Annotated in this window: 13 protein-coding genes; 2 read left to right on the top strand and 11 right to left on the bottom strand. The window is 70.7% G+C overall.

Annotated features, from left to right (window positions below):
* Positions 1-30: 30 nt before the first annotated feature.
* The 8 genes from ACF088_RS03505 to ACF088_RS03540 form a co-directional block, all read right to left on the bottom strand.
* Positions 31-978, bottom strand: coding sequence for a type II secretion system F family protein (locus ACF088_RS03505; protein ID WP_392373689.1), 948 nt, complete (start codon positions 976-978; stop codon positions 31-33).
* Complete coding sequence (locus ACF088_RS03510; RefSeq protein WP_392373690.1) at positions 975-2,315, bottom strand: CpaF family protein; 1,341 nt, start codon at positions 2,313-2,315, stop codon at positions 975-977. Before ACF088_RS03510 ends, ACF088_RS03505 begins: the two co-directional genes overlap by 4 nt.
* A complete protein-coding gene (locus ACF088_RS03515) occupies positions 2,312-2,785 on the bottom strand; it encodes a TadE/TadG family type IV pilus assembly protein (protein WP_392373691.1) in 474 nt (157 codons plus the stop codon). Before ACF088_RS03515 ends, ACF088_RS03510 begins: the two co-directional genes overlap by 4 nt.
* Complete coding sequence (locus ACF088_RS03520) at positions 2,782-3,165, bottom strand: TadE/TadG family type IV pilus assembly protein (RefSeq protein WP_392373692.1); 384 nt, start codon at positions 3,163-3,165, stop codon at positions 2,782-2,784. Before ACF088_RS03520 ends, ACF088_RS03515 begins: the two co-directional genes overlap by 4 nt.
* A 3-nt stretch (positions 3,166-3,168) precedes the next feature.
* Positions 3,169-4,674 carry a CpaE family protein gene (locus ACF088_RS03525; RefSeq protein ID WP_392373693.1) on the bottom strand — a complete coding sequence of 502 codons (1,506 nt, stop codon included), beginning with the start codon at positions 4,672-4,674 and terminating at the stop codon, positions 3,169-3,171.
* Positions 4,675-4,687: 13 nt separating this feature from the next.
* On the bottom strand, positions 4,688-5,407 hold the full coding sequence (gene cpaB, locus ACF088_RS03530; protein ID WP_392373694.1) for a Flp pilus assembly protein CpaB: 720 nt from the start codon (positions 5,405-5,407) through the stop codon (positions 4,688-4,690).
* Between the two features lie 180 nt (positions 5,408-5,587).
* The gene (locus tag ACF088_RS03535) at positions 5,588-7,474 is read right to left on the bottom strand and encodes a hypothetical protein (protein ID WP_392373695.1); all 1,887 of its coding nucleotides are present in this window, start codon (positions 7,472-7,474) and stop codon (positions 5,588-5,590) included.
* A gap of 282 nt (positions 7,475-7,756) precedes the next feature.
* The gene (locus tag ACF088_RS03540; protein ID WP_392373696.1) at positions 7,757-8,662 is read right to left on the bottom strand and encodes a serine protease; all 906 of its coding nucleotides are present in this window, start codon (positions 8,660-8,662) and stop codon (positions 7,757-7,759) included.
* Positions 8,663-8,909: 247 nt separating this feature from the next.
* On the opposite strand from ACF088_RS03540, the gene ACF088_RS03545 reads away from it, so the two are divergent.
* On the top strand, positions 8,910-10,262 hold the full coding sequence (locus ACF088_RS03545) for a M14 family metallopeptidase (protein WP_392373697.1): 1,353 nt from the start codon (positions 8,910-8,912) through the stop codon (positions 10,260-10,262).
* A gap of 83 nt (positions 10,263-10,345) precedes the next feature.
* Here the strand turns inward: ACF088_RS03545 and ACF088_RS03550 are convergent, their stop codons facing one another.
* Genes ACF088_RS03550 through ACF088_RS03560 form a run of 3 tightly spaced genes read right to left on the bottom strand, consistent with a single transcriptional unit; the run spans position 10,346 to position 11,601 of the window.
* Positions 10,346-10,537, bottom strand: coding sequence for a hypothetical protein (locus ACF088_RS03550; protein WP_392373698.1), 192 nt, complete (start codon positions 10,535-10,537; stop codon positions 10,346-10,348).
* A gap of 10 nt (positions 10,538-10,547) precedes the next feature.
* Positions 10,548-10,739: a hypothetical protein gene (locus ACF088_RS03555; protein ID WP_392373699.1), complete on the bottom strand. Its 192-nt coding sequence runs from the start codon at positions 10,737-10,739 to the stop codon at positions 10,548-10,550.
* Positions 10,740-10,749: 10 nt separating this feature from the next.
* Positions 10,750-11,601 carry a helix-turn-helix domain-containing protein gene (locus ACF088_RS03560; RefSeq protein WP_392373700.1) on the bottom strand — a complete coding sequence of 284 codons (852 nt, stop codon included), beginning with the start codon at positions 11,599-11,601 and terminating at the stop codon, positions 10,750-10,752.
* A 433-nt stretch (positions 11,602-12,034) separates the two neighbouring features.
* Here ACF088_RS03560 and ACF088_RS03565 point away from each other — a divergent pair, with 433 nt between their 5' ends.
* Positions 12,035-12,361, top strand: a complete 327-nt coding sequence (locus ACF088_RS03565) for a hypothetical protein (protein WP_392373701.1) — start codon at positions 12,035-12,037, stop codon at positions 12,359-12,361.
* Positions 12,362-12,453: the final 92 nt, after the last annotated feature.

Below are 12,453 nucleotides of genomic sequence, written 5' to 3' on the forward strand. Positions count from 1 at the left end.
ATGGCCGGTGCCGATGGCCGGTGCCGGTGTCTAGACGTCGACCTTGGACAGCCGGCGGATGAAGAAGAACCCGAGCCCGTAGAGGGCAAAGGCCACCACGACCGCGAGTTGGCCGAGGAAGGAGGAGGTCATCCGGTCGATGGCGCCTGGGGCGATCCGGTTCATCAGCAGCAGGGTGCCGATGCCGAGCAGCGGGACGACATAGGCGGTGACGACGACCTGGGAGAGCTGGGTGCGGACCTCGCGGCGGGTCTCCTTGCGCTCCTCCAGGGTCTTGGTGAGGTTGCGCAGCGAGCCGACGACGGTGCCGCCGGCGCGGTTGGAGAGCACCAAGGTGGTCACCAGGACGACGAGTTCGCGGGAGGGGAGGCGTTCGGCCAGCTCGCCGAGCGCCTCGTCGATGGAGTGGCCGACGGAGAGCTTGTCGGAGACCTTGGCCAGTTCCTCACCGGCCGGGGCCTCCAGCTCCTCGGCCGCCATGCCCAGCGCCGTCCGCAACGCCAGCCCGGCCTGGGTGGCGTTGGCGAGGATCCGGGAGAGCTCGGGCAGTTGGTTGATGAACTTCTCGATGCGCTTCTGGCGCTGCCAGTTGAGGAAGGCGAACGCCGCCCAGACGGCGACCAGCGCGGCGATCGGGCCGAAGAACGGGGCGAGGGCGGCCTGCGCGACCAGCCACAGCGCGAGCACCGCGCCGAGCATATAGATGAAGAATTCGCCGGGGGTGACATCCAGGCCGGTGGCGGCCAGCCGCAGTTCGAGGCGACGGCCGAAGCGGGTGCCGCGCAGGGCGCGGTCGACGGACGGGAAGCGGCGCCGGCGTCCGTCGGCCGGCAGCCTGCGCTCGTCGTCGAGCCGGTCGACGACGGCCTGCCGCTGGGCGTGCCCGGCGGCGTAGGTCCGTACGCCGGCGATCGCGAGCACCCCGCACAGCAGGGTGGCCCCGATGGCGAGCAGGGCGAGGGGGTTCCCGCCGGTCATGAGAGGGCCTTCCGGGTGGCGAGTTGAGCGTCATCGGTGGCGACGCCGAAGGCGGGCGGGGTGGGCTCGCTCGCCATGAAGAGGCGTTCGGCGACCCGTCGCGGCAGCGGGAAGTAGCGGAACCGCCCGTGCACGATGCGGTCGGCGCCCATCGGCTCGGCGTCGAAGCGGCAGACCGTCGCGATGCGGTAGTCCTCGTGGCCGCGCGAGTCGAGGAGGGCGACCTCGCTGATCCGGCGGGAGCCGTCGGCGTGCCGGGTGAGCTGGACGATGCAGTCGACGGCGCTGTTGATCTGGTCCCGCAGCGCCTCGAAGGGGATCTTGACGTCCGACATGGAGGCCAGGGTCTGCAGCCGCATCAGGGCGTCCTCGGCGCTGTTGGCGTGGACGGTGGCGAGCGAACCGTCGTGGCCGGTGGACATCGCCTGGAGCATGTCGAGGGTCTCGCCGCCGCGCACCTCGCCGACGATGATGCGGTCGGGGCGCATCCGCAGGGAGTTGCGCACCAGGTCGCGAATGGTGATCCGGCCCTTGCCCTCCACGTTGGGCGGCCGGGACTCCAGCCGGATGACATGGCTCTGCTGGAGCTGGAGTTCGGCGGCGTCCTCGACGGTGATGATCCGCTCGCCGTCCGGGATCAGTCCGGAGAGCGCGTTGAGCAGGGTGGTCTTGCCGGCACCGGTGGCACCGGAGACCACCACATTGAACTTGGCCCGCACCAGCCCCGCCAGCAGCATCAGCATCTGCTCGTCGAGCGTGCCCATGCCGATGAGTTCGGCGAGGGTGTAGGCGCGCGGGAAGCGGCGGATGGTGAGGGTGGCGCCGTTCAGCGCGAGCGGCGGGATGATGACATTGACGCGTTCGCCGGACGGCAGCCGGGCGTCGACCATCGGATTCGACTCGTCGACCCGCCGGTTGACGGTGGAGACGATCCGCTCGATGGTCTGCATCAGCTGCTCGTGCGAGGCGAAGCGGACGGGCAGCAGCTCGACCCGGCCGGCCCGCTCGACATACACCTGGTCGGGGCCGTTGACCATGATCTCGGTGATCGAGGCGTCTTCGAGCAGCGGCTCCAGCACCCCGAGGCCGAGTGCCTCGTCCACCACCCGGCGGATGAGCTGGGCGCGTTCGGCGGTGGAGAGCACCGGGCCCTCACGGCTGATGATGTGGCCCAGCACGCGTTCCAGCCGCCCGCGGCGCTCGGCCGCGGCCAGCGAGGACATCTCCGCGAGGTCGATCTCTTCGAGCAGTTTGGCGCGGTAGACGGCGACCATATTGCTGTCCTGGCGTGCCTCACCGGCCGGTTCGGGTGCGACGATCCGGGCTTTCAGGCTCATCGCGGGAGTGCTCCTTCGTAGGTGTCCATGGCTTGCCCGAGGCCCGGGGTGCCGGGTGCCGTGCGGGGCATGGTGGCGCTGCGGGAGGCGGTGCCGAAGTCCTTGACGCCGGGCAGCAGGGAGGGGATGGTGACGCGCACCGTCGCGCGGACCGTGTCGCCCCCGCCGCCGTCCACCAGGACCTCCGCGTCGCGCGCGACCCAGCCGCTCATCGCGGCCCGGCCTGCGGCCTCCGGGGCGGGCGGGTGGTCGACGCTGTCCATCGAGGCGGTACGGGCCGCGGCGCGCGCTCCCGTACCGGCCTGCTGGACGGCGAACGCCGCCAGTCCGAGCTGGACCACGGCCAGCCCGATGACCAGCAGGATCGGCAGGAAGCCGAGGAATTCGATGGACACCGTGCCCCGGTCGCGGCCGTGGCCGCGGAGCCGGGCAGGCAGACGGAGCCGGGCAGGCCGACGTACGACGCTCATCGGGGGTCCTCCTTCGCGGCACCGGCCGAGCCCTTCACCGGCCACGGGAAGCTGCCCGCGCCGGGGAAGAGCACCGGGACCTCGATCCGGACCATCGCCTTCCACACGCCCGCTTCGGGGCGGCAGGAGATGCTCGCGCCGCCCCGCCAGGAACTGGGCAGTTCGTCCTCGGCGGCGGCCTGGCAGGCGCCGGAGCCGCCGCCTTCCGTCGCCGTACCGGCCCGCGCACCCCGGTCAGCGGAGTGGGCGGCGAGCGAGAACGCGTAGCCGACCAGCACCAGCTGCCACAGCAGGGCGAGGATCAGCAGGATCAGCGGGAGCAGCCCCATGAACTCCACGGCGACCTGCCCCCGGTCGTTGCCGCCCAGTGGGCGCCGCACCGCTCAGCCCTCCTCGTACGGACCGGCCGGATCGAACGGGCCCGAGCCGCCGGCCGCCGCCGCGGAGCCCCGCCGTGCGCCGAACCGGATACCGGACCCTGCCCCCGACCCTGCCCCGGACCCCGACCCCGCCCTGGACCCCGACCCGGCCCCGGAGGCCGGCCCCGGTGCCGGACCCTGACCCGTCCCGGAACCGGGAGCCGCCCCCGGCGTTATGGCCTTGCGCCGGCGCCCCGTCAGCGTCGGGCGCGCCCGGTGGCTGCCCCGGCCCTCCCGCCGCACGGACGGTGATTCGACCAGGCCGAGCTCGCCCGCCAGCGCCCACAGCGCCTGCCGGACCGTCGACCGCCCGTCGAGATCCTGCATCCGGCCCGCGTCGACACAGGGCTGAAGCTCCTTGAAGGCGGCCGGCACATGGGTCCTGGCGACCTGGGTGCCGGTGGCCTTGGCGACCAGCGGCGGCTGGATCTCGGTGTTACGGGTGAGGCGGTTGACCACCGTCGTGGTGTCCTCCGCCTGACGGATCTGCAGCCGGTCCCACAGCCGCACCTGCCGCTTGGCCGCCCGTACGGCCACCACGTCCGGGGTGGTCACCAACAGGGCCACATCGGCGAGTTCGACGGCCGCCGCGTTGGCGGACTGCATCTGGGAGCCGCAGTCGACCAGCACCAGTTCGTAGCGGGAGCGCAGCGCGCCGATGATCTGGCGGGCCGCCCGGTCGTCGACCTCCTCACCGCGCTCCCCCTCCTCGGGCGCCAGCAGCAGCCCCAGGCCCGTGTGGTGGTCGTGCACCGCGTCCTGGAGCACCCGTACGGAGATGTCCGCGATGCCCGCCAGATCGACGATCGAGCGGCGGAACTGGACGTCCAGGTAGGAGGCCACATCGCCGGACTGCAGATCCAGGTCCACCAGCGCGACGCTCCGGCCCGCGGCCCGTGCGGCCAGCGCCAGCTGCACGGCGGTGACGGTGGTGCCGACCCCGCCCTTGGCGCCGGTCACGGTCACCAGGGTGCCGGCCGGCCCGGGGGCCGCTTCGGGGCTGCCCCCCAGGTGCACCCGTACCCCCGCCGACCACTGGGCGGCGGCCTGCACCCGGGCGGCCAACTCGTCGTAGCCGAGCGGCAGTCCGACGATGCCGCGGGCACCGGCGTCCATCGCCGCGGAGAACAGCGCGGGCCCGGCATCCGTGGTGATCAGTACGACGCCGACGGCGGGGAAGCGCAGCGCCACCTCGCGGATCAGCTCCAGCGCCGGCGTCGGACCGATCCGCTCATGGACGAGCACGACCTCGGGGAGCGCCTCGACTCCGGACGACGTGCCGGCCTCGGGCGGGGCACCGGCGAAAGACCCGCCGGCCCCCTGGGCGGCGGCGTCGGCCAGCGCGTCGATCAGCGCGGCGGAGTCGGCGACGGCGGGTGCGGGCTCGGCGTCGGGCAGCTGGTTGAGCAGTGCGGACACCGCTCGCGCGGCGTCCGGGTCGCCGATTGCCGGGAGGATACGGATGGTCACCTGAGCCTCCGGGTCACTTGTCGCCGTCGAGGGTGTAGGTCCGCTGGCCGGGCGGGACGGTGGCCTCACTGCCGGGGGCGAGCAGGGCGAGCCGTACGTGCGAGGCGAAGGACTCGGCGTACGCGACCCGTTGGGCGTCCTGGGTGTTCAGCGCGAAGGTGATCGGGACGGCGTCACCGGCCTGCCGCGCCGTGGTGGTGGTGTCGCCGGGATCCTTGGCCTCCAGCGGCGTCAGCTTGCCGACGTCGATCACCTGGGCGCCGGAGACGATGACCTTGGAGACCGGCTTGTCCTCGGGGCGCTTGCCCTCGAAGGTCGCGTAGATGTTCACCCGGGCACCGGGGTTGATCTTGCCGGCCACCCCGGTGGCCGCGTCGATCATGATGGCGATCTCCTGCTGTCCGGCCTTCAGCGCGGGCCGCTCGACGATCATGTCGTCCTGCAGCAGCGACCCCTTCTTCAACGGCGTCACCGCGATCCTGCCGCTGACCTTGTCCAGATCGGTCACGGCGGTGGGCGGCAGCCACCGCTCGGGCATCTTCACCCTCTCGAACTGCCCAGGATCCAGCGCTTTATAGGCCGCGACATCCGTCTTCAGCCGGTACGCCGTCTTTTCGGGACCGACCTTGGACTCGACGTTCTTGATCACCGACAGTACGCCGACGAACGCGCCGACCGCACAGAGAACCGACAGGAGCAGCAGGATCACTCCGCGGCGCTGGCGTGAGTTCATGGGGGAGGGACCTCGATCGGGACGGGAAGGGGACGGGCGGGGGACAGGGGGCGGGCGGTCGCCGGACGGGGGCGGCCGGCGGCGGCCGACGGGGTCGGCCGGAAGGGCTGACGGGGTCGGCCGGAGGCGGTAGGGCACGGGTGGCCGGAGGCGGTGGGGCGCGGGCGGCCCGGGGGGGGCTCAGCGCACTCGGGCCACCGTCCGCGGGGTACCGGGGGTCTCCGGCCGACCGGACGGGTCCGGGTGCCCGGCATGCTCCGGGTGGCCGGGATGTTGCGAGTGGCCCTGATACTCCGAGTGGTGCTGCTCCGAGTGGTGCTGCTCCGAGTGGCCGGTGAAATCGGGGTGACCGGGCAGGTCCCAGTGGCCGGGGGTGCGAGGGCCGTCGGACGCGTAGGGGTTGCCCGGCACCGGGCGCCCGGAGCCGTACGGATTCCTGTTCCCTGACGCGTCCGGGCAGCCCGCCGCGAGATCCGGCCCGCGGACATCCCACTGCCCCGGTTCACCGGGCCCGCCACCACCCCGTACACCCGCCGCGCCCGGCACGCCGAACACACCGGCCATACCTGCCATACCTGCCACACCTGCCACGCCTGCCACCCCGGGAGGCGGCGTTACCGGCGAGAGGCCGCGCGCGTCCCACGGTGAGGGAGGCTGACCGGCCGCCGGCTCCGAGGGAGCGGCGGACTCACCCGGCCCTCCGGAGGCAGGAGCCGGACCAGGAGCAGGAGCCGGAGCCGGAGCAGGGGCCGGACCAGGAGCAGGAGCCGGACCCGGACCAAGGGCCGGAGCGGACGCCGACGCCGACGCCTGAGGAGACGCAGGGGGCGCGGGGGCGGAGGCGGAGGCGGAAGGCAGGGCAGCGGTCGGCGAAGGAGCGGGAACAGGAGCGGAAGCGGGAGCGGGAGCGGAAGCGGGAGCGGAAGTGGGACCGGAAGCTGGAGCGGAAGCTGGAGCGGAAGCGGGACCGGAAGTGGGTGCAGGAGCCGCAGCGGCCGAGGGAGCAGGACCAGACGCCGGGCCCGAAGCCGCCGAGGGAGCGGAAGCCGACGTAGGAGCCGCAGCCGAGGCCGAGGCCGAGGTGGAAACCGAAGCCGCCGAGGGATGCGCAGCAGTAAGGGCCTGCACAGCGGCCGCCCCCTGTCCCGCCTGTCCAGCCTGTCCCGCCTGTCCCGGCCGGTGATCCGGGCCCCCTATGGCCGCCGGCCCCTGGCCCGAGCCGCCACCCCCCGCCGCCCGTTCCCGTGCCAGCGGCGCCGCGCAGAACGCACAGCGGTCGCCGAGGAGTTCCAGGCCACACCAGCCGCACTCCTCACGCCGTACGGAGGCCACCAGCCGGCGCAGGACCGACACGTCCGGTATGGCCGCCGCGAATTCGATCAGCTTCTGGGTCCCCCACCACCGGGCGGACTCGGCGGGCAGCCGGGCCTCGTACACCCCCTGCACCTGCCAGGCCGGGGCGAGCGTCCCGGTCACCCACTCGGAGGTGAGCTGGCCGCGCGCCACCGTGAGCTGGGTGGCGAACCCGGGCGCCGGCAGCCCGGCCTCGGTGCTGTGCCGGTCCACGTGAAGCAACTGTGGCCCGGGATGGGCCAGCACCGCGAAGTGCGCGCCGGGCAGCCAGGACTTCATATGGGACCGCAGATCGACCTCGATCCGGTCCAGTCCGCTGACGCTGCTCAGCAGGGCGCCGGTGTGAAGGTAGTGACTCAGCAGCCGCGCGGCGCTGGCCAGCACGCCGGGGCTGAAATCGCACAGCGACAACTGCCGCAGCTGACGGGCCAGTAACGCCACGCCCAGCGGCGGCAGGGACAGCGGCACGATGGCGATCCGGTCGCTCTCCAGGACGGCGCGCAGGGTGTGCAGCCGGCGGATGTGTTCCGGCGGGCAGGCCGAGGAGTACAGCACGATGAGGTGGCCGTGGTGCTCCAGGACGGCGCTGGTCTCCACCAAGGCGTCGTCCAGGGACTGGTGATGAGGGGCCTGGAGGACGACGGCGGCCGGGGTCTGCCGGTCGGTCGGGGGCAGCGCGAGGTCCGGGCTGGTGACTGCAATCGCGGTCGGCACGTCGCTCCCCCACTCCCTCCGGCCGCCGGGGGCCCCGGGACCGCGGATCGGCACAGCTCTGCGCCATCGGCGCCATACGCTCAGCACTTTATCCACAGAGATACGTCCCAGAGAACACGTTCTGGGCTACTCGTCATGACCATCACCCCGGAGTGAAATGGCGGATACCGGCCCAGCGGCCCTCAGCGGAACGTCTGCTTCCGCCCCCTCCCCCCATACAAAGCCAGGTCCCGCGCACCCCGTGCACGGGACCTGGCATCCGGCGTCGCGCTTCGCCTCACGTCACCTACGGATGGCCGCCGGCTTGGGCAGCGCGCATCCGGCCGCGCTCAGGTCCAGCTTGTTGCCGGCGCCGAAGCACTTCGGTATCCCGTACGTCTCCTCGGCGTAGTTGATGCCCTGGTGCACCGTGACATTGCCGTTCTCGTCAACCTCGCACGGGTTGTTGACGGTGCACTTCTCGCCGTCCTCATTGCCCGTGTTGTTGATGGCCGCGACCTTGCCGGTTGCCGTGTCGATCACCGGCGACCCGGACGTGCCGCCGATCGTCTTGCACTGCGGGGTGTAGCGGACCGAGTCCTTCCAGGTCCAGTCACCCTCCTTGAGGGTGGGCACGAACCCGTCGACGTTGCAAGAGTAGATCTTCTTCCAGTAACCGGAAACGACGCTGATCGCCGCACCCTTGACCGGGTGGTCGGTGGCCAGCTCCAGTGGCTTGATCCCGTACTTCTGCTCGATCTGCGCGTAGGTCGACGAGGTCTGGTAGAGCGTGACATCGGTGTCGGTCATCGTGGCGTAGGCGACCTTGGTGGCCCTGATCGTGCCCGCCCGGCCGGCCGACTTGTTGAGCAGGGTGAAGCTGCGGCTGGACGGCTGGTCGACGATGACCTCGCCGGGACCGGGCATACCGCTTTCCAGACAGTGGCCGTTGGACATCACCAGGGCCGGGTCGTTCGGCTGCGAGGTGGGCATCCGGACGACCGATCCGGAGCAGTTGCTCAGCGCGACCGTGCCGGCGAAGTCCGCCGCCTTGGCCTTGTGCCGCTGGGGGAGCTGCTGCGTGAGGCTCTGCTGCTTGACGTGCTGCGCCCCGTGCTGCGGCGCCGCGTGGGCCGTTCCGACGGTGCCCGCCAGGGCTGCGGCTCCCAGCACGGCCGTGGCCAGGGTGCCGACGAGAGGTCTGTTCATGTGGGGGTCCTCTCCGCTTATGTCACCGAAGCGCCCTCAGGTGCGTTCGGCTTTGTCGTGCGCATTGTTGGCGCCACCGCGGCATGAGGCAATGAATTTCCCGAAACCGATGGGCAGTTGCCGTTTTCCCCTCGAAACGCCCCGTCCGCCGACGGCCCCACATCTGGCCGTGCGACACCTTGACCCGCTCATGCCAACGCACCAAAACTGACGTCGTCGCTTCGCCTCACACCCCACAGGAGACCGCATGCGACCACGTATCCGCGGCGGACGCAGAACCGTCCTCACCGCGCTCCTCTCCCTCGCCCTCGCCGCCCCGGTCGCCGCCGCCCAGGCGCAGGACGCCCCCTCGGCCCGGTCCGCCGCCGCATCCGTGGCGAGCACCGAACTCCCCCATCAGTACGAGGTGACGGGCCTCGCCACCCCCGCCCAGCGCACCGCCCTCACCGCGACCGGCGCCACCATCGACGAGGTCCACGCCGGGAAGGTCGTCATCACGGCGGACCGCGCCCAGGCCGCCGCCGCCCGCCAACTCGGCTACTCAATCCGCAGATTGCCGGATCCCCCGGCCACCGAGCCCGCACCCCCTGCCGGCACCCGGGTCAAGGACTTCCCCGCCGGCTACACGAAGTACCACACCTACGACGAGGCCACGAAGGAGATCGACGCCCTCGTCGCCAAGTACCCGGCCCTCCTGAGCAAGCAGGTCATCGGCACCTCCCACGAGGGCCGCGCCCTCCTCGCCCTCAAGCTCAGCAAGAACGTCGCCAAGGACGAGGCGGAGCCCGAAGTCCTCTTCACCGCCCACCAGCACGCCAGGGAACACCTCACCGTCGAGATGGCCCTGTACCTCCTGAACGAGTTCACCTCGAAGTACGAGACCGACCCCCGCATCACCAAGATGCTGGACTCCCGCGAGATCTGGATCATCCCGGACCTCAACCCGGACGGCGGCGCCTACGACATCGCCTCCGGCTCGTTCCGCAGCTGGCGCAAGAACCGCCAGCCCAACGGCGGGTCCAGCAGCGTCGGCACCGACCTCAACCGCAACTGGGACTTCAAGTGGGGCTGCTGCGGCGGCTCTTCCTCCAGCCCCTCCTCCGAGACCTACCGCGGCAAGTCCGCCGCCTCCGCCCCCGAGGTCCAGGTCGTCTCGAAATTCGTCCACAGCCGGATCGTCGGCGGAAAACAGCAGATCAAGGCCGCCATCGACTTCCACACCTACAGCGAACTGGTCCTGTGGCCCTTCGGCTTCACCGACGACGACACCGGCCCCGGCATGACCCAGGACGACCACGACACCTTCGCCACCATCGGCAAGAACATGGCCGCCACCAACGGCTACACCCCCGAGCAGTCCAGCGACCTGTACATCACCGACGGCGCGATCGACGACTGGCTGTGGGGCGACCAGAAAGTGTTCGCCTACACCTTCGAGATGTACCCGTCATCCTTCGGCTCCGGCGGCTTCTACCCGAAGGACTCGGCGATTCCGAAGGAGACGTCACGGAACAGGGAGGCGGTCCTGCGACTCCTGGAGATCGCGGACTGCCCCTACCGGGCGATCGGCAAGGAAGGGCAGTACTGCAAGGCGAAGTGACCCCGACACCGGCCCACCGAAGGGCGCCCGGCCCGGTCCCGCACCGGCGCCGGGCGCTCCTTCTTCGTTCCCCTACGGGGCTGCTAGAGCAGGTGGTCGGCCTTGCCGGCCTTTATGTCACGGATGAGTGTGCGGAGCGCTTCGCGGGTGTCGGTCACGTAGGCGTGCTCGGCGCCCGCTACGGCGATGTAGGCGTTGCCGTCTTCGTCCGTGCCGAGACGAAAACACGCCGAGCCTTCGGCGCAGAACGGCTCTTCCCAGCGGATGTCTCGCATGGCGACCTCCCTAGAGCAAGTGATCCGCCTTGCCCGCCTTTATGTCACGGATGAGCGTGCGGAGAGCTTCGCGGGTGTCACTGACGTAGGCGCCCTCGGCACCCGCCACGGCGATGTAGGCGTTGCCCTGGCCGTCGGTCCCGATACGGAAGCAGTTGTTGCCTTCGCCGCAGTAAGGCTCTTCCCAGTTGATGTTGTTCATGGTGACCTTCCTAGAGTGAGCGCTCGACGTTACGGATGAAGTCACGCGAAGCCGGAACCGTCAGCGACGCGCTGTCCATATAGTGCAGATGGGCGCGGTACTTCGCGAGCTGGGCTTCAGCGTGCGTGAATGCCGGACCGTGGGCCGAGTCGAGTTGCACCGTGTCGAGTTGAGGTACGACGCCTCCGGCATACAGGAGGGCATTTCCGGCTCCCGGAAAGGCCCCCACCTCCACCGGGAGGACCCGAACAGCGACGCCCTCACGTTCCGACGCCTGACACAAGTGCTTGAGCTGATGGCGCATGACGTCGACTCCGCCGAACCTCATGCGCAGTGCCGCTTCGTGGACGAAGGCCACATAGGTAGGCGGCTCGGGCCGTTCGAAGACCTGCTGGCGCTCCATGCGGTGGGCGACGCGCAATTCGACTTCCAGCCGTGTAGGAGGGGGCAAGACAGCGGTGAAGACGGCTCGTGCGTAGTCCTCGGTCTGGAACAGTCCCGGAACGTGAACCGTTTGCATCGTGCTGATGCGAGTGGCATGCCATTCGAGCTCCGCGATGTCCAGCATCCCAGCGGCAAGCGTGCCCCGGTACCGCTCCCACCACCCTCGCTCCCTGTTCACGGCCATGTCGACCAGGGCTGCGACGTACGACTCGTCCGGGCAGGCGTAGTTGCAGGCCAGGGTGCGCACACGTTCAGGGGAGACCGGCCTGAGACCGCCCTCCATGTTGGAGATCCGCGTCCGGTCAATGCCCAACAACCCCGCGGCGTATTCGGTGGTGGCTCCGGCAGCGAGTCGCATCTTGCGCAGCTCTGCTCCAAGTCGCTGCTGGCGCACCGTCGGTGTCGTCCTGGTCGGCATGCGGCCCCTTCTCGCGCGGTGATCGGGGTCAGTCTGCCTCTGCGCGGCCACCCCAGTCCATCACACCTAGGGGTAAATACCCCCCAGCGAGGTGGACACAGTGCCCCACCCTCCCTACATTCAGTAACGCAACGTTCACGCTCCACACAGCCGGAAGCGCATCGCGCGAGCCTGCCCGCATTTCCTCCTGCCCTGGGAGGGGCGGGCCCGCGCCAGGGAGACAGGCCACCGGCTGCTGCACATCAACCACCCGTGTTCACAAGGGAGTTGTTATGCCCACAGCCATGTCCGCCTACCCGCACCCCCTGGACGTCCGTACACCCCGCGTACCGGAGAATCTGGCCTCAGCCTCACTCTTCCCGCGGCTCTCGCCAGTCCGGCCGTCGCGCGGTCCGCCGCCCGTACGATCCTGGAAGCACATGGCCTGTACGACGTGACCGCCGCCGCGACCCAGGTGACCGGTGAACTCGCCGCCTGTGCATGTCTGTTCACGCCGTCCGACAGCGTCTATCTGTCGCTGCGCTATCGCGATGACGCGCTGCGCATCTGCCTTTACGACGGGCACCCGCGCCATACCCACCGCCGTCTCGCGGCGGCCTGTGACGGCAGGCGGCGGTCTCTGCTGCTGTTGCTGGCCCGTGTGATGCACGCCTGTGACGGTGAGTGGGGGTTCGGGGAGTCGTCCGAGCCCGGGGACGGAACGCGGTTGTGGGCGGTGCTGCCGCGCGAAGGGGCACGGGCGTACGGGTGCGCGGCGTGACGTACAGGGGGCGCCGGGTGCCGGATGCCGGATTCCGGGCGCCCCCTGTACGTGACGGGCGCCCCCGTACGTGTGTGGACGGCGCGTCACGA

It is taken from the genome of Streptomyces sp. NPDC015125 (assembly GCF_043080045.1).
GTDB lineage: Bacteria > Actinomycetota > Actinomycetes > Streptomycetales > Streptomycetaceae > Streptomyces.